Origin of the sequence: Actinomyces sp. B33, from assembly GCF_028437565.1 — a bacterium.
Taxonomy (GTDB): Bacteria; Actinomycetota; Actinomycetes; order Actinomycetales; family Actinomycetaceae; genus Pauljensenia.
In genome coordinates, this window is sequence record NZ_JAMRYR010000003.1 from 94,919 (window position 1) to 110,872 (window position 15,954).

The window sequence follows — 15,954 nt, forward strand, 5'->3', positions numbered from 1 at the left end:
GTGGAGAGCCTGACCCTGGGCGGCGCCCGGATCCTCCTGACTCAGGCGGGTCCGGGCGCCGACCCGTACCGGGGGAATCTCGGACTGCACGTCGGCGACGACCCCGAGGCCGTCCACCGCCGACGCGGAGCCGTCCGCGAGACCATCGGCGCCCCCGTCGCATGGATGGAGCAGACGCATTCGACGCGCGTCGCCCTCCTGCGCCCCGTCGACGGCGGCCTCGAGGCCACCGTCGACGGGCAGGGCGTCCGCGTGGGGGAGCGCGCGGGAGGGGAGTGGGGGCCGATCGACGCCGACGGCCTCGTCGTCGACGCCCGGGACTGGCCCTCAGCGCCGGCCGTCGCGGTGATGACCGCCGACTGCCTGCCGGTCCTGCTCGCCGCGGACCGCGGCGGCCTCGTCGCCGCCGTTCACGCCGGGCGCCGCGGACTCGTCGGCGGGATCCTCGATCGAGCGGTGGAGATCCTCCGCGAGCTCGGGGCGACGCGGATCGACGCGCTCATCGGCCCGTCGATCTGCGCGGGATGCTACGAAGTCCCCGACGCGATGCGCGACGAGGCCGCGGGAGTTCTGCCCGGGGCGGCGGCGCGGACGACGTGGGGGACCGCCTCCCTCGATCTCGTCGCAGCGGCCGTCGGGCGCCTGACGGGCCTGGGATGCCGGGTCGACGCCGATCCGCGCTGCACCCGCGAGGACCCGCTCCTCCACTCGTTCCGGCGCGACCCCGGATGCGGGCGCCAGGCGAGCGTCATCGCCGCGGCCCCCCCGGATCTGAGCACCCCGTCGGCGCGCCTGCGGCCCCCTCGTCGATCGGCGCATTAGTTTGTGCAGTGCCGCTTCACGGGTCAGGAGGACATGATGAGCGAATCTTTCGGTGCACGGGCACGCAACTTCTTCGGCTGGGCTCCCGCCGATGACGACCTCGACGTCGACGACCGCTTCGACGAGTACGAGGAGCCCGCGCCGCTGGCGGAGGTCGCGCCGCTCGACCGCGTCGCCCCCTCGCGGATCCAGCGCCCCGAGACCCGCGCCGAAGCCGAGCCCGCCGCGGACCTGTCGCGCATCGTCACCGTCCACCCCGAGGGCTACTCCGACGCGATGCTCATCGGCGAGGCCTTCCGCGCCGGGACCCCCGTCATCATCAACCTCACCGAGCTGGCCGAGCCCGAGGCCCGCCGTCTCGTCGATTTCGCGGCCGGCCTGACCTTCGGCCTGCACGGTGCGTTCGAGCGGGTGACGAACCGCGTCTTCCTCCTGTCGCCGAGCACCGTCGAGGTGTGCGGGTCGACCAAGAACGGCCACCGCGGCCCCCTGTACACCCTCGGCTGATCGTGCTCGCGATCATCGCAGACCTCATCAGCCTGATCGGCGGCGCGATCCGCATCGTCGCCGGCCTCTACCTCCTCGTCCTCATCGTGCGGATGATCCTCGACTGGGTGCGGCTCCTCTCCCCGTCATGGCGTCCAGCGGGCGTCCTCCTTCCGGTCGCCAACGCCCTCTACTGGCTGACGGACCCCCCGCTCAGGTTCTTGCGCCGCTACATCCCGCCGCTGCGCCTGAGCGGAGGAGTCTCCCTCGATGTCGGGTTCATGGTGCTCTTCCTGGCGGTGCTCCTCGTCCGCAACATCGGCGGGGCCCTCCAGGCCATGTTCTGAGCGAGGCGGACGGCCCTGGCCGACGCCCGGCGGAGGGCTGTTTCGGATGAATGTCCTGTGAACTGGGGTGATTAGTGGTGCCGGTGTTGCGGAGTCGGCTATCATCAACGTGTTGTGTTAATCGGCGCTCGACATTGAGGGCGCTGAGATGCGCGCAGGAGTACCGCTTCGCCGCGTATCGCACCCCTAAGACCGAGAGGCGAGGAAATGGCTCTGCTCACCACTGAGGACGTCCTCAACAAGAAATTCCAGTACGTGAAGTTCCGCGAGGGATACGACCAGGTCGAGGTCGACGAGTTCCTCGACGAGGTCGTCTCGACGATCTACACGCTCCAGATGGAGAACCAGGACCTCAAGGAGAAGCTCGAGGCGGCCGAGCGCCGCATCGCCGAGCTCTCCCACGACGAGGCCCCGGCCCCCGCCGACCACGAGCCCGCCCCCGTCGCGGCGTCGGTCGTCGAGGAGCCCGTGGCCGCGGCGCCGATCGTCGAAGAGCCCGTCGTCGAGGCCCCGGTTGTTCAAGAGCAGCCCATGTCTGAGTCGGCCCAGTCCGCGACCTCGATGCTCGCCCTCGCCCAGCGCGTCCACGACGAGTACGTGCGCGACGGCAAGGAGGAGTCCGATCGGATCGTCGCCGAGGCCCGCGCCAAGGGCGACGAGATCATCGCCGACGCGCAGAAGCAGCACGAGACGATCCTCGCCCAGCTCGACCAGGAGCGCGGCCTCCTCGAGACGAAGATCAACGAGCTGCGGACCTTCGAGTCCGAGTACCGCTCGAATCTGCGCGGGCACTTGGAGACCCTGCTCTCCGAGATCAACGCGGGCGGCGAGGCCTGAGTCCCTTTTCCCCCCTCGTCGATGGCGGTGGCGCGGTGAGCGCCACCGCCATCGACGCGCCAGACCCGTTGGAGGACGCACACGATGATGACCCGGACCACTGCTCGACGAGCCGATCGGGGGTCCGCGATCGTCGGGCTCACCCTCCTTCTCATCTCCGTCGCCTCCGATCAGGCGACCAAGCAGTGGGCCCTGAACGGGCTCACCGAAGGAGAGCGGGTCCCCCTGGTCTCGGATCTCCTCACCCTCCAGCTCGTCCACAACTCGGGGGCCGCCTTCTCCCTGGGGGCGGGGTCGACCTGGGTCTTCACGGTCTTCACCGTCCTCATCCTCGCCGGCCTCGTGCTCGTCTGGCGCGCCCACCCGTCGATGAGCGCGCGAGCCGCCATCGGGCTCCTCGCCGGCGGCGCCATCGGCAACCTCATCGATCGGATGGTCCGGCCCCCCGCCATCGGTCAGGGGCACGTCGTCGACTTCATCAACTACAACGGCTGGTTCGTCGGCAACGTCGCCGACATCTGGATCGTCGTCGCCGCCGCGTGGCTCGCCCTCGTCCTCACCTCCCGGCAAGATCGCGCCGACGGCGGTCGTGAGCGCCGATGACCCGGCCCCGGATCCTGCCCGTCCCCGACGCGCTCGTCGGCGAGCGCGTCGACGCCGCCCTGTCGCGGATGCTCGGCATGTCGCGCAGCCGCTGCGCCGACCTCGCCGCCGACGGCCTCGTCCTCGTCAACGGGGCCCCTGCCTCGAAATCCGATCGCCTGACCGCCGTCGACCTCCTCGAGGTGACGATCCCCGAACCCGACGACGCACCCGCGCCGGTGACCGGCATGGACATCCTCTACGACGACGACGACCTCGTCGTCGTCGACAAGCCCGTCGGCGTCGCCGCCCACACCGGCCCCGGATGGGACGGGCCGACCGTCCTGGGCAACCTCGAAGCCGCGGGCTACCGGATCACCGGCTACGGCCCGCCCGAGCGCCAGGGGATCGTCCACCGCCTCGACGTGGGGACGTCCGGCGCGATGATGGTCGCGAAATCCGAACTCGCCTACTCGGTGATGAAAAGGGCGTTCAAGGAGCGCACGGTCCGCAAGATCTACCACGCGGTCGTCGCCGGCCACCCCGATCCGGCCTCCGGCACGATCGACGCCCCCATCGGGCGCCACCCCTCGCGCGAGTGGCGCATGGCCGTCGTCGACGGCGGCAAGAGGGCCGTCACCCACTACGACACCCTCGAGCTCATGGCCGGCGCGGCCCTCCTCGACATCCACCTGGAGACCGGGCGCACCCACCAGATCCGCGTCCACATGGCGGCTGTCGGCCACCCGTGCGTCGGCGACGTCTTCTACGGGGCCGATCCCGTCGCGGCCGACAGGCTCGGGCTCGGCCGGCAGTGGCTCCACGCCGTCGAGCTCGGGTTCTCCCACCCGAGGACTGGGCTGGCGACGACGGTCCGGTCGCCCTACCCGGAGGATCTGCGCCGCGCCCTCGACCGCCTGCGGGAGGCCCGGCGATGAACGGGCCGACGCCGGCCCCCGGCGCGCAGGTGCGCGTCGTCGAGGCCACGACGCGGGACCAGCGCCTCGCGTCCCTGGCGGTGCGCTGGGAGGTCTTCGTCGTCGAGCAGGGCTGCCCCCTCGTCCTCGAGATCGACGCGAGGGACATGCGCGACGACGTCGTCCACCTCAACGCGGTCGACCCCAGCGGCCTGACGGTCGGCACCTGCCGGATCATCCCCGACGCCCCCGGGCGCTACCACCTCGGCAGGATCGCCGTCCTCGCCGGGCATCGGGGCCGGCGCGTGGGCGCCGCCCTCGTCGAGGCCATGCACGCGGCCATCGCGGCGCGAACCCCGGTCGGGGGGTCGGCGCTCGTCCTCCTCGACGCCCAGGTGCGCGCCCGCGGCTTCTACGAGGCCCTCGGGTACGCGATCACGAGCGGCGAGGTCTTCATGGACGCCGGCATCGAGCACGTCGAGATGGCCCGCAGCATCGAGGGCACCCTCTCCAGGTGAGAGCCTCGGAGGCTACGATCTGACACATGGCTACAGACTCCTTCGTCCACCTGCACAACCACTCCGAGTACTCGATGCTCGACGGGGCGGCGAAGACCAAGGCCATGGCCGAGGAGGCCGCCCGTCTCGGGCAACCCGCCATCGGCCTCACCGACCACGGCTACCTCTTCGGCGCCTACGACTTCTACTCGAACTGCGTCAAGGCCGGCGTCAAGCCGATCATCGGCCTCGAGGCCTACGTGACGCCGGGGACCAGCCGCTTCGACCGGCAGAAGGTCACGTGGGGGGAGCCCTGGCAGCGCGGCGACGACGTGTCCGCCTCGGGCTCGTACAACCACCTGACGCTCATCGCCTACTCGACCCAGGGGATGCACAACCTCTTCAGGCTCGGCTCGTACGCCTCCACCGAGGGCCAGTTCGGCAAGTGGCCGCGCGCCGACAAAGAGCTCCTGAGCCGGTTCCACGAGGGGCTCATCGTCTTCACCGGATGCCCCTCGGGCGCCGTCCAGACCCGCCTGCGCCTGGGGCAGTGGGACGAGGCCGTCCGCGAGGCCGCGGAGCTGCGCGACATCTTCGGGCCCGAGAACTTCTACGTCGAGCTCATGGATCACGGCATCGAGTTCGAGCGGCGCACCCAGAAGCAGCTCCTCGAGCTCGCCGAGCTGATGAAGGCCCCGCTCGTGGCGACCAACGACGCCCACTACGTCAAGCGGGAGGACCGCAAGATCCAGGACGCCCTCCTGTGCATCAACTCCGGATCGCGGATCAACGACCCCGACCGCTTCAAATTCGACGGCGACGGCTACTACATCCGCCCCAGCGAGGAGATGCGCGAGATCTGGAAGGAGCTCCCCCAGGCGTGCAACTCCACCCTGGAGATCGCCGAGCGCTGCGAGGTCTCCTTCACCACGACCGCCGAGGGCGCGAACTACATGCCGGAATTCCCCGTGCCCGAGGGCGAGGACAAGACCTCGTGGTTCATCAAGGAGGTCGAGCGCGGCCTCAACGACCGCTTCCCCCAGGGGATCCCCGACGACGTGCGCAAGCAGGCGGAGTACGAGCAGAACGTCATCATCTCGATGGGGTTCCCCGGCTACTTCCTCACCGTCGCCGACTACATCAACTGGGCCAAGTCCGAGGGGATCCGCGTGGGCCCTGGGCGAGGCTCGGGTGCCGGATCGATGGTCGCCTACGCGATGAAGATCACCGAGCTCAACCCCCTCGAGCACGGCCTGATCTTCGAGAGGTTCCTCAACCCCGAGCGCATCTCGATGCCCGACTTCGATGTCGACTTCGACGAGCGCCGCCGCGACGAGGTCATCGAGTACGTCAAGCGCAAGTACGGCGAGGACCGGATCAGCCAGGTCGTCACCTACGGGACGATCAAGACGAAGCAGGCCCTCAAGGACTCCGCGCGCATCCTCGGCAGGGACTTCAAGGTCGGCGAGCAGCTGACCAAGGCCCTGCCCCCGGCGATCATGGGCAAGGACATCTCGGTCCACGGCATCTTCGACCAGAAGGACAAGCGCTACGCCGAGGCCACCGAGTTCCGCAAGTTCTACGAGGACAACCCCGACATCCACGAGGTCGTCGACTACGCCCTCGGCCTGGAGGGCCTGACCCGCCAGTGGGGCGTCCACGCGTGCGCCGTCATCATGAGCTCCCACGTCCTCACCGACATCATCCCCATCATGAAGCGCCCCCAGGACGGGGCGATCATCACCCAGTTCGACTACCCGACGTGCGAGACCCTCGGCCTGCTCAAGATGGACTTCCTCGGCCTGCGCAACCTCACGGTCATCTCGGACGCGCTGGAGAACATCGCCCTCAACGGCAAGCCCGACCCGGACCTCGACCACCTCGACACGGCAGACAAGGCCACCTACGAGCTGCTGTCGCGCGGGGACACCCTCGGCGTCTTCCAGCTCGACGGCGGCGGGATGCGCGACTTGCTCAAGCTCATGAAGCCCGACAACTTCGAGGACATCTCGGCCGTCGGCGCCCTCTACCGGCCCGGCCCCATGGGCGCGAACTCGCACACGAACTACGCCCTGCGCAAGAACGGGCGCCAGGAGATCGTCCCGATCCACCCCGAGCTCGCCGAGCCCCTCGAGGAGATCCTCGGCACGACCTACGGCCTGATCGTCTATCAAGAGCAGGTCATGCAGATCGCCCAGAAGCTCGCCGGGTACACGCTCGGCCAGGCCGACATCCTGCGCAAGGCGATGGGCAAGAAGAAGAAGGAGGTCCTCGACCAGCAGTTCAAGGGCTTCCAGCAGGGCATGCTCGACAACGGCTACTCCAAGGAGTCGATCCAAGCCCTGTGGGACGTCGTCGTCCCCTTCTCCGCGTACGCCTTCAACAAGGCCCACTCGGCGGCCTACGGGCTCGTCTCCTACTGGACCGCCTACCTCAAGGCGAACTTCCCCACCGAGTACATGGCGGCCCTGCTGACCTCGACGAAGGACAACAAGGACAGGCGCGCCCTGTACCTGGCCGAATGCCGCCACATGGACATCGAGGTCCTCCAGCCCGACGTCAACGCCTCCCTGGGCAACTTCGCCCCTGACGGCGAGGCGATCCGCTTCGGCCTCAACGCCGTGCAGAACGTCGGCGCCAACGTCGTCGAGGCGATCGTCCAGACCCGCAAGGAGAAGGGCAGGTTCGCCTCCTTCCAGGACTTCCTCGACAAAGTCCCCCAGGTCGTGTGCAACAAGCGGACGATCCAATCCCTCATCAAGGCAGGCGCATTCGACTCGATGGGGCATACCCGACGCGCGATGCTCGCCCGGTGCGACGAGGCGATCGACGCGATCATCGACGTCAAGCGCAACGAGGCGGTCGGGCAGTTCGACCTGTTCGGCGGCCTCGACGACGACGCGGGGGGCGGCTCGTCGCTGGCCATCGAGATCCCCGACGTGCCCGAGTTCGACCGCAAGCTCAAACTCGCCCAGGAGCGCGAGATGCTCGGCCTGTACGTGTCTGACCATCCGCTGCGCGGCGTCGAGTCGTCGCTCGCCCGCTATCAGGACGTCGAGATCGCCCAGGTCGTCGGCGCGGACGACCCGTCGACGATGTCCGACCGCGTCGTCAAGATCGCGGGGCTCGTGTCCGGAGTGCAGACGAAGGTCACCAAGCAGGGCAATGCGTGGGCGATCGCGACGATCGAGGACCTGTCGGGCTCGGTCGAGGTTCTGTTCTTCCCGCGCTCCTACGACACGATCCAGTCCTACCTCGCCCAGGACATCATCGTCCAGGTCGAGGGGAAGGTGAACGTCCGGGACGAGGGGATGGCCGTCTACGGCCAGTCGATGACGCTCCTCGACCTGTCGGACGGCTCCGACCTGCCCCTCGACCTCCAGTTGGCGACCTCCAGGTGCACGCCCGATCTGCTCACCCGCCTGCGCGGCGTCCTCGAGGCCTTCCCCGGCGGGTCGCCGGTGCGCCTCCACCTGCGCGAGCCCGGGCGCACGACGGTCGTCGAGCTCGACCCGAAGCTCAGAGTCGCCCAATCCAGCGCGTTCTTCTCCCATGTCAAGGCCGTCGTCGGACTCGACGGGGTGATGAACCAGGGGGGCTGATCGGCCGGTCAGCCGACGACGCGCACGCGCGCGGCGAGGAGCCCCCCGGGAGCGTCCACCTCGACGAGATCGCCGTCGGCGAGCCGGTGCCCCCGGCGGGTGTCGATCGAGCCGTTGACGACGACGTCGCCGCCCTGGACCATGGCGCGCGCCATGGCGCCGTCCTCGGCCAGGCCCGCGAGTTTGAGGAATTGGCCGAGCCTGATCTCGCCGGTGACGTCGACAACGGGGGGCTCGGGCATGATCTCCTCCAACGGACGAGGGCGGACGCGGTCGCCGGCCATTATCCCATCGGCGCGGGATCCCAGCGGCCCGGCGGTCCGCGCCCCGGTTGTCGGGGCCGTCGACGACGATCATCGCCTACCCTGGCACCATGAAGCGCATTGATCTGACCGGCCGACGCGTCTCGGCCGCAGAACTCGCCCGCGTCCTGCCCCGGGCCGCCCTCGACACCGCCGGGGCCGCCCGGGTCGTCGCCCCGATCATCGATCGGGTCCGCGACGAGGGGGCCCCCGTCCTCTACGAGCTCGCCGAGCGCTTCGACCGCGTCCGCCCCGAGCGGCTGCGCGTGCCCGCGCGTGCCCTCGACGACGCCCTCGCGGGCCTCGACCCCGCCGTGCGCGCCGCGCTGGAGACCGCCATCGCGCACGCGCGCATCGGCCACGCCCAGCAGATGCCCGTCGGCGCCGAGGCGACGATCGTCCCCGGCGGCACCATCGTCCAGCGGTGGCTGCCCGTCTCCCGCGTCGGCCTGTACGTCCCCGGGGGTCTGGCCGTCTACCCGTCGTCCGTCGTCATGAACGCCGTCGCCGCCCAGGTCGCCGGCGTCGGCTCCATCGCCCTGGCCTCCCCGCCGCAGGCGGACTTCTCGGGCCTGCCCCACCCGACGATCCTCGCGGCCTGCGCCCTCCTGGGGATCGACGAGGTGTGGGCGGTCGGCGGTGCCCAGGCGATCGCCGCCCTCGCCCTCGGCGTCGTCGACGGCGACGACGAGCTCGCCCGCGTCGACGTCGTCACGGGCCCCGGGAACATCTACGTCGCCGCCGCCAAGCGCCTCGTCCAGGGCGAGGTCGGCATCGACGCCGAGGCGGGCACGACCGAGATCGCCGTCCTCGCCGACGACTCCGCCGACCCCGTCTTCGTCGCCGCCGACCTCATCAGCCAGGCCGAGCACGACCCGGCCGCCGCTTCCGTCCTCGTCACCGACTCGCCGGCCCTGGCCGACGCCGTCGACGAGCAGATCGCCATCCAGGCCCGCCGGACCCTCCACACTGAGCGGATCCTCACCGCCCTCGACGGCCCCCAGTCCGGCATCGTCCTCGTCGACGACCTCGACGAGGGTCTGCGCGTCGTCGACGCCTACGGGGCCGAGCACCTCGAGATCCACACGGCGAACGCCCGCGAGGACGCCCTGCGGGTGCGCAACGCCGGGGCGATCTTCGTCGGCCCCTACTCGCCGGTGCCCCTGGGCGACTACGTCGCCGGATCCAACCACGTCCTGCCGACCGGGGGCACCTCCCGCTTCGCCTCCGGGCTCAACGTCACCCAGTACCTGCGCAGCCAGCAGGTCGTCGAGTACACGGCGGACGCCCTCGACGCCCTGACCGACGACCTCGTCGCCCTGGCCGAGGCCGAGGGCCTGCCCGCCCACGGGGCCGCCGCCCGGATCCGCCGCGCCCGGGGAGGACGCCGATGACCCGCCTGCCCGTGCGCGCCGACCTCGCCGGACTCGAGCCCTACGGCGCCCCGCAACTCGACGTTCCCGTGCGCCTCAACGTCAACGAGAACCCCTACGCCCCCTCGCCCGACGTCGTCGACGACATCGCCCGGTCCGTCGCGCGGGCCGCCGCCGGCCTCAACCGCTACCCGGACCGGGATTTCTCGGAGCTGCGAGCGGCACTGGCCGACTACCTCGCCGCCGAGTCCGGCGTGCGACTCGACCCCGCGCTCATCTGGGCCGCCAACGGGTCGAACGAGGTGATGACCCAGATCCTCCAGGCCTTCGGCGGCCCCGGCCGCACCGTCGTCTCGTTCGCTCCGACCTACTCGATGTACCACGAGTACGCGCGGGACACGAGCACCCGGTGGGTCCAGGGATCCCGGCGCGCCGACCACTGCCTCGACCTCGAGGAGGTCGAGCGGATCCTGCGGGCCGAGCGGCCCTCCGTGGTGCTCCTGGCCAGCCCGAACAACCCGACGGGCACATCCCTGCCCGTCGAGGACCAGCGGCGCGTCCTCGATCTCGCCGCCGGAACGGGCCCGCTCGTCGACGGGGGGCCGAGCGCCTCCCTCGTCGTCGTCGACGAGGCCTACGGGGAGTTCCGCCGCGACGGGGTGCCCTCGGCCCTCGAGCTGCTCGCCGACCACCCGCACCTCGTCGTCTCCCGGACGATGTCGAAGGCCTTCGGGATGGCGGGCCTGCGCCTGGGCTACATGGCGTGCGACCGGCGGATCATCGACGCCGTCATGCTCGTGCGACTGCCCTACCACCTGTCCGCCGTCACCCAGGCGGCCGCCCTGGCGGCCCTGCGCCACAGGGACGAGCTCATGGCCCAGGTCGCGGGCCTGCGCGCCGAGCGCGACGGCCTCGTCGACTGGCTGCGCTCCAAGGGCTTCGACGCCCTCGACTCCGACGCGAACTTCGTCCTCTTCGGACGCTTCGACGACCGCGACGCCGTCTTCCGCGCCCTGCTCGACCGGGGCGTCCTCATCCGCGTCGTTGGGCCCGACGGGTGGCTGCGCGTCAGCGTCGGCACCCCCGAGGAGACTCGCGCCTTCACCACAGCACTCGAGGAGATCACCGCATGAACGCCCCCCGCACCGCCGTCATCGACCGGGCGACCTCGGAATCGAGGATCCACCTTGAACTCGACCTCGACGGCACCGGCCGCACGGACATCTCGACGTCGGTCCCCTTCTACGACCACATGCTCACCGCCCTGGGCAAGCACTCCCTCATCGATCTGACCGTCCGCGCCGAGGGCGACATCGACGTCGACGTCCACCACACGGTCGAGGACACGGCGATCTGCCTGGGCCTGGCCCTCAAGGAGGCCCTGGGGGACAAGCGGGGGATCCGCCGCTTCGCCGACGCCACCGTCCCCCTCGACGAGGCCCTCGCGCGGGCCGTCGTCGACGTCGCGGGCCGCCCCTACGTCGTCCACTCGGGCGAGCCCGCCGGTCAGGAGTACCACCTGATCGGCGGCCACTACACGGGGTCGATGACCCGTCACGTCTTCGAGTCCCTGACCTTCAACTCCGGGATCTGCCTGCACATGACGGTTCTCGCCGGGCGCGATCCCCATCACATCGTCGAGGCCCAGTTCAAGGCCCTCGCGCGGGCTCTGCGCACGGCCGTCGAGAAGGACCCCCGGGTCGACGGGATCCCGTCGACCAAGGGCGCGCTCTGAGCGCCGTGGCCCGCGCTACAGTGGCCTGATCGGGAAGGGGCGGTGATGAACGACCACGACGACATCGACGCGCAGTTCCGCGACCTCGTCGCCGGGCTGGAGGACTCCGACGGGAGCCTCGACGCGGCGGAGGGGCCCGACGCGGGCGGGCGACCCGCCGAGGACGGTCGCGACGCCGACGACATCCCCGTCGACGAGTCCCTCCACCTGGAGGGGGGTCGGCTCTCGGTCGGCCTCGTCCTCGCGCCGATCTCCTCGCCCGAGGCCCTCCATTCGCTCCTGTCCCTGACGGGGATCCGCGAATCCGTCGTCCGCCTCAAGCCGTGGACCGGGGTGTGGCTGCGCGTCGAGACGCGTCCCACCGCCGAGGACGAGTTCGACGACCTGCTCGCCGACACCAAGCCGATGCCCGAGGCCGTCGACGCGGTCGCGCGCGTCGTCTCGCGCCTGTCGAAGTACGGGGCGGTCGCCCTCATGTCGTGGCTCGTCGAGGGCGAGGGCGCCGAGCCCGGCGTGTCCGGCCGGATCACGGCCCAGCGGTACGTCGCCGGCCGGCCCGAGGACCCCATCCCCGCGGGCGTCCTCCTCGGGGCCATGCCGCAGGCCGCCGAGGACCTCCTCCTGGGGCGCACCCGCCCCGGCGACTACGGCGATTCGGTGTCCTCCCAGGGCGCCAGGCGACGCCCCGGCGGTCCCATCGGCTGGTTCACGAAGAGACGGGGGTCGTGATGGCGCGCATCGTCGTCCTCGATTACGGATCGGGGAACGTCCGCTCGGCGTGCCGGGCCCTCGAACGGGTCGGGGCCCGGGTCGAGCTGACCGCCGACGCCGACGCCGTCCTGGGGGCCGATGGGCTCTTCGTGCCCGGGGTCGGGGCCTTCGCCGCCGTCATGGCGCAGTTGCGGGCCGTCGACGCGCCGCGCCTCATCGACAGGCGACTGGCCGGCGGCAGGCCCGTCATGGGCGTGTGCGTCGGCCTTCAGGTGATGTTCGAGCGGTCCGCGGAGAAGGGCGAGCACGAGGGCCTGGGGCAGTGGCCCGGACGGGTCCTCCTCCTCGACGCCCCCGTCGTCCCCCACATGGGCTGGTCGAGGGTCGAGGCGGGGGAGGGGTCCGTCCTGTTCAGGGGGGTGGAGGACCAGCGCTTCTACTTCGTCCACTCCTACGCCGCCGTCGACGACCCCGCGGCGCTGCTCGACGGGGGGCGAACGACCCCGCCGTTGACGAGCTGGGCGGTCCACGGGGCGTCGCGATTCGTCGCCGCCGTCGAGAACGGCCCCCTGTGCGGCACCCAGTTCCACCCGGAGAAATCCGGGGACGCGGGCCTGACCCTGCTGGAGAACTGGATCGCCTCGCTCTAAGGCCCGGCCTCCCGCTCAGAGGGCCTCCTCCTCTTCCACCGTCCACCAGCGATCCGCCGAGGCGCGATCCCCCCACTGAAAGGCCCGACATGCCGGCACTCATCCTCTTGCCCGCGGTCGATGTCGTCAACGGCCAGGCGGTCCGCCTCACGCAGGGCGAGGCCGGCACCGAGACCGTGTACGGCGCCTCGCTGGACGCGGCCCGCTCCTTCGTCGAGGAGGGGGCGCGGTGGCTGCACCTCGTCGACTTGGACGCGGCTTTCGGCCGGGGGTCGAACGCGGCCCTGCTGCAGTCGATCACCGCTCAGCTGCCGATCGACGTCGAGCTCACGGGCGGGATCCGCGACGACGAGTCCCTGCGCCGCGCGCTGGACGCTGGCGCCCGGCGGGTGAACCTCGGAACGGCGGCGATCGAGAACCCCGAGTGGACCGAGAGGGTCATCGGCCGGTTCGGCGATCGCATCGCGCTGGGGCTCGACGTGCGGGGCGAGACCCTGTCGGGGCGGGGCTGGACCACCGAGGGCCCCGATCTGTTCGAGACGATCGCCCGCTTCGACGCCGCCGGCTGCGCGCGCTACGTCGTCACCGACGTGTCGCGCGACGGGATGCTGTCGGGGCCCAACATCGACCTCCTCGCCCGCGTGTGCGCGGCCACGGACGCGGCCGTCGTCGCCTCGGGAGGGGTCTCGTCCCTCGACGACCTCGAGGCGCTGCGGGGCCTCGTCGGCGCCGGCCTCGAGGGCGCGATCATCGGCAAGGCCCTGTACTCCGGGCGCTTCACCCTCGCCGAGGCGCTCGCGGTCGCCGGCCCCCAGGACCGGCCGTGAGCGGCGCGACGGGACCCCTCCTCACCGAGGAGCAGCGCGCGAAGCTCGCCCAACGACTGGCGATGCGCAGCCGAGACCGCTCCGACGTCGGTCAGGCGCTGCCCATGACGGCGGCCGCGCTGGCGGTGGGAGCGGCCGACGACTGCGGGGCGGCCCGCCTGGAGGCCCTCGTCGAGGCGCTGGGCAGCGAGAGGGTCATCGTCCCCGTCCCCGTCGAGGCAGACCCGAGGGTCGCCGGGGTCCACGCGAACGCCGATCCGGACCGGTTCGACATCGATTTCGTCCGCGTCGACGCCGCCGCCGGACCCGCCCTGGCCGTCTACACCTGCGCCGAGTCGCTGGCCGCTGACCGACCCGGCGACCGGCCGATGGCCCTCGAGGCGCGCCGCGCCTGCTTGGCGGCCCTCGTCGAGACCTCCGGGCGCCTCCTCGTCGACCCGGCGGGGGCGGCCGTCCTCGTGCCCCGTCCGGCAACGGCCGCCCTCGCCCAGGGCGACCGCTGGCTGCCCGCGTGGCGCGACGCCGAGCTCGCCTCGGAACTGCGGCGCCTCGCCGGCGTCGGAGGTGCGGGCGGCGGGCCCGTGACGGACGTCAGGGTCCGCTACGCCGGGGAGGGGACGACCCGCGTCGAGATCGAGGTCGATCCCGACTACCCGCGCGCGGACGCCCGCGTCGAGGTCGACGCCGCCGTGCGGGCCGTGGGGGCCTCCCCGCGCCTGGCGGCGGCCGCGGACCGCATCGAGCTGACCCCGGTCCGGGCTGAGCGGAGGAAGGCCCGATGACCTGGGCCACTACCCGACGCGCGAGCCATGTCGGCTTCGTCGTCCAGGCGATCGTCAACAACCTCGCGCCCCTGCTGTTCATCGTCCTCCATCAGGCCTACGGCATCGACGTGGCCAGGTTGGGGCTCCTCGCCTCCTTGAACTTCGCGGTCCAGCTCCTCACGGACCTCGTCGCCATCGGCGTCATCGACCGGGTCGGCTATCGCCGCGCGATCGTCGCCGGGCACGCCTGCTCGGCGCTGGGACTGATCGCCCTGGCGGTCCTGCCCCTCGTCCTGGCGTCGCCCTTCGTCGGGCTGTGCCTGGCGATCAGCGTCTACGCGGTGGGCGGCGGCCTCCTGGAGGTCGTCGTCAGCCCGATCGTCGAGCACATCCCCGAGTCCGACCGGTCGAAGGCCGCGGGGATGGCGCTCCTGCACTCGTTCTACTGCTGGGGACAGCTCGGCGTGGTCCTCGTGACGACGGGGCTCCTCGCCGTCATCGGCGAGGGCAGGTGGTGGATGCTCCCGCTCCTGTGGGCGATCGTCCCGGTCGTCAACGGCCTGATCCTCCTGCGCGCGCCGATGCCGCCGGCGATCCCCGATGGCGAGCGCACGCCGCTGCGCGAACTGGGGGCCTCGGGAGTCTTCCTCGCGCTCCTGGCGCTCATGGCGATGGGCGGCGCGTCGGAGCTGACGATGTCGCAGTGGTCGTCGTTCTTCGCCCAGTCGGCGACGGGGATGCCCAAGCAGGTGGGGGACCTCCTGGGACCGGGCCTGTTCGCCCTCCTCATGGGCCTGGGGCGCATGTGGCACGCGACTCTGGGCGCGTCCGTCGATCTGCGCAGGCTCCTCATCGCCTCGGGGCTGGGGGCGGCGGTCTGCTATCTCATCTGCGCGGTGTCGTCGGCGCCGGTGGCGTCGCTTCTGGCGTGCGCCGGCTGCGGCGTCTTCGTGGCCCTCATGTGGCCGGGGACGTTCTCGTTGACGGCGGCGCGCTTCCCGACGGGCGGGGCGGCGATGTTCGCGGTCCTGGCGCTCGCGGGCGACACGGGGGCGACGCTGGGCCCGTCGGGCGCGGGGGTGATCTCCGAGGCGGCCGCCGTCACCTTCGCCCCGGTGTCGGCGCTTCTGCCCGATGACGGGGGGACGGGGCTGCGCACGGGGGTTCTCCTGTCGGCCCTGGTGCCGTTGCTCTTCGCGGTCGTCGTCGCGTCGCTGGGCCGGGGCCGGGCGCAGACGGAGGGGCGCCCGCGCGCGAACGCCGGCGTGTGAGGCAGTCCACCGCCGACGCGGGGCAGTGGTTTGGCCGGCGGCTCGGCCCGCTGGTAGTGTGGATCCGACCGTCCGGGCGAGCGCCCGGAATGCAAGCGGAGAGAATCCCACCTGGATCCCCGCTCGATCCGCGAGGATCGAGGTGCCGTCTCGGCGGACGCGAGGGGATCGGGTTCATGCGGTCGGCGCTTTCGCGCGTCGGCTGCACGGGCGGACCTCCGCGCGCATCGG

Annotated in this window: 17 protein-coding genes; 16 read left to right on the forward strand and 1 reads right to left on the reverse strand. The window is 71.5% G+C overall.

Translation table 11 applies throughout. The annotated features are described in order from the left end of the window. From M3T53_RS05050 to dnaE, 8 genes are all read left to right on the forward strand, one after another. Positions 1–822 carry a polyphenol oxidase family protein gene (locus tag M3T53_RS05050; protein WP_272433391.1) on the forward strand — a complete coding sequence of 274 codons (822 nt, stop codon included), beginning with the start codon at positions 1–3 and terminating at the stop codon, positions 820–822. A gap of 36 nt (positions 823–858) precedes the next feature. Next, a complete protein-coding gene (locus M3T53_RS05055; RefSeq protein WP_272433697.1) occupies positions 859–1,329 on the forward strand; it encodes a cell division protein SepF in 471 nt (156 codons plus the stop codon). A gap of 2 nt (positions 1,330–1,331) precedes the next feature. Next, complete coding sequence (locus M3T53_RS05060) at positions 1,332–1,655, forward strand: YggT family protein (RefSeq protein ID WP_272433392.1); 324 nt, start codon at positions 1,332–1,334, stop codon at positions 1,653–1,655. Positions 1,656–1,862: 207 nt separating this feature from the next. Then, the gene (locus M3T53_RS05065; RefSeq protein WP_272433393.1) at positions 1,863–2,492 is read left to right on the forward strand and encodes a DivIVA domain-containing protein; all 630 of its coding nucleotides are present in this window, start codon (positions 1,863–1,865) and stop codon (positions 2,490–2,492) included. 84 nt (positions 2,493–2,576) lie between these two features. Continuing rightward, positions 2,577–3,095, forward strand: coding sequence for a signal peptidase II (gene lspA, locus M3T53_RS05070; protein WP_272433394.1), 519 nt, complete (start codon positions 2,577–2,579; stop codon positions 3,093–3,095). Further along, positions 3,092–4,012 (forward strand): RluA family pseudouridine synthase, encoded by a 921-nt coding sequence (locus M3T53_RS05075; RefSeq protein WP_272433396.1) that lies wholly within the window; start codon positions 3,092–3,094, stop codon positions 4,010–4,012. Before lspA ends, M3T53_RS05075 begins: the two co-directional genes overlap by 4 nt. Next, the gene (locus M3T53_RS05080; RefSeq protein WP_272433397.1) at positions 4,009–4,509 is read left to right on the forward strand and encodes a GNAT family N-acetyltransferase; all 501 of its coding nucleotides are present in this window, start codon (positions 4,009–4,011) and stop codon (positions 4,507–4,509) included. The genes M3T53_RS05075 and M3T53_RS05080 overlap by 4 nt, the downstream gene beginning before the upstream one ends. A gap of 26 nt (positions 4,510–4,535) precedes the next feature. Further along, a complete protein-coding gene (dnaE, locus tag M3T53_RS05085) occupies positions 4,536–8,090 on the forward strand; it encodes a DNA polymerase III subunit alpha (RefSeq protein ID WP_272433398.1) in 3,555 nt (1,184 codons plus the stop codon). A gap of 8 nt (positions 8,091–8,098) precedes the next feature. Here dnaE and M3T53_RS05090 read toward each other — a convergent pair whose 3' ends face one another. Beyond that, a complete protein-coding gene (locus M3T53_RS05090; RefSeq protein ID WP_272433399.1) occupies positions 8,099–8,332 on the reverse strand; it encodes an RNA-binding S4 domain-containing protein in 234 nt (77 codons plus the stop codon). Positions 8,333–8,463: 131 nt separating this feature from the next. On the opposite strand from M3T53_RS05090, the gene hisD reads away from it, so the two are divergent. The 8 genes from hisD (at position 8,464) to M3T53_RS05130 (ending at position 15,723) form a co-directional block, all read left to right on the forward strand. Further along, complete coding sequence (gene hisD / locus M3T53_RS05095; protein WP_272433400.1) at positions 8,464–9,786, forward strand: histidinol dehydrogenase; 1,323 nt, start codon at positions 8,464–8,466, stop codon at positions 9,784–9,786. Further along, positions 9,783–10,898, forward strand: coding sequence for a histidinol-phosphate transaminase (locus M3T53_RS05100; RefSeq protein ID WP_272433401.1), 1,116 nt, complete (start codon positions 9,783–9,785; stop codon positions 10,896–10,898). The genes hisD and M3T53_RS05100 overlap by 4 nt, the downstream gene beginning before the upstream one ends. Then, a complete protein-coding gene (gene hisB, locus M3T53_RS05105) occupies positions 10,895–11,500 on the forward strand; it encodes an imidazoleglycerol-phosphate dehydratase HisB (protein ID WP_272433403.1) in 606 nt (201 codons plus the stop codon). The genes M3T53_RS05100 and hisB overlap by 4 nt, the downstream gene beginning before the upstream one ends. Before the next feature lie 45 nt (positions 11,501–11,545). Continuing rightward, on the forward strand, positions 11,546–12,229 hold the full coding sequence (locus M3T53_RS05110) for a hypothetical protein (protein WP_272433404.1): 684 nt from the start codon (positions 11,546–11,548) through the stop codon (positions 12,227–12,229). Then, positions 12,229–12,861, forward strand: coding sequence for an imidazole glycerol phosphate synthase subunit HisH (gene hisH, locus M3T53_RS05115; protein WP_272433698.1), 633 nt, complete (start codon positions 12,229–12,231; stop codon positions 12,859–12,861). Before M3T53_RS05110 ends, hisH begins: the two co-directional genes overlap by 1 nt. A gap of 89 nt (positions 12,862–12,950) precedes the next feature. Next, a complete protein-coding gene (gene priA / locus M3T53_RS05120; protein ID WP_272433405.1) occupies positions 12,951–13,688 on the forward strand; it encodes a bifunctional 1-(5-phosphoribosyl)-5-((5-phosphoribosylamino)methylideneamino)imidazole-4-carboxamide isomerase/phosphoribosylanthranilate isomerase PriA in 738 nt (245 codons plus the stop codon). Then, entirely contained in the window at positions 13,685–14,470 is a 786-nt protein-coding gene (locus M3T53_RS05125) for an SseB family protein (RefSeq protein ID WP_272433406.1), read from the forward strand. Before priA ends, M3T53_RS05125 begins: the two co-directional genes overlap by 4 nt. Continuing rightward, positions 14,467–15,723, forward strand: a complete 1,257-nt coding sequence (locus tag M3T53_RS05130) for an MFS transporter (protein ID WP_272433407.1) — start codon at positions 14,467–14,469, stop codon at positions 15,721–15,723. Before M3T53_RS05125 ends, M3T53_RS05130 begins: the two co-directional genes overlap by 4 nt. The last annotated feature ends 231 nt before the right edge of the window (positions 15,724–15,954 follow it).

Excerpts from the sequence above, each read along its gene's own strand:
- priA (WP_272433405.1), top strand. The coding sequence starts at position 12,951 with ATGCCGGCACTCATCCTCTTGCCCGCGGTCGATGTCGTCAACGGCCAG.
- hisB (WP_272433403.1), top strand. The coding sequence starts at position 10,895 with ATGAACGCCCCCCGCACCGCCGTCATCGACCGGGCGACCTCGGAATCG.
- M3T53_RS05100 (WP_272433401.1), top strand. The coding sequence starts at position 9,783 with ATGACCCGCCTGCCCGTGCGCGCCGACCTCGCCGGACTCGAGCCCTAC.
- M3T53_RS05110 (WP_272433404.1), top strand. The coding sequence starts at position 11,546 with ATGAACGACCACGACGACATCGACGCGCAGTTCCGCGACCTCGTCGCC.
- hisH (WP_272433698.1), top strand. The coding sequence starts at position 12,229 with ATGGCGCGCATCGTCGTCCTCGATTACGGATCGGGGAACGTCCGCTCG.
- M3T53_RS05065 (WP_272433393.1), top strand. The coding sequence starts at position 1,863 with ATGGCTCTGCTCACCACTGAGGACGTCCTCAACAAGAAATTCCAGTAC.
- M3T53_RS05055 (WP_272433697.1), top strand. The coding sequence starts at position 859 with ATGAGCGAATCTTTCGGTGCACGGGCACGCAACTTCTTCGGCTGGGCT.
- M3T53_RS05080 (WP_272433397.1), top strand. The coding sequence starts at position 4,009 with ATGAACGGGCCGACGCCGGCCCCCGGCGCGCAGGTGCGCGTCGTCGAG.
- M3T53_RS05130 (WP_272433407.1), top strand. The coding sequence starts at position 14,467 with ATGACCTGGGCCACTACCCGACGCGCGAGCCATGTCGGCTTCGTCGTC.
- M3T53_RS05090 (WP_272433399.1), bottom strand. The coding sequence starts at position 8,332 with ATGCCCGAGCCCCCCGTTGTCGACGTCACCGGCGAGATCAGGCTCGGC.
- M3T53_RS05075 (WP_272433396.1), top strand. The coding sequence starts at position 3,092 with ATGACCCGGCCCCGGATCCTGCCCGTCCCCGACGCGCTCGTCGGCGAG.
- hisD (WP_272433400.1), top strand. The coding sequence starts at position 8,464 with ATGAAGCGCATTGATCTGACCGGCCGACGCGTCTCGGCCGCAGAACTC.
- lspA (WP_272433394.1), top strand. The coding sequence starts at position 2,577 with ATGATGACCCGGACCACTGCTCGACGAGCCGATCGGGGGTCCGCGATC.
- dnaE (WP_272433398.1), top strand. The coding sequence starts at position 4,536 with ATGGCTACAGACTCCTTCGTCCACCTGCACAACCACTCCGAGTACTCG.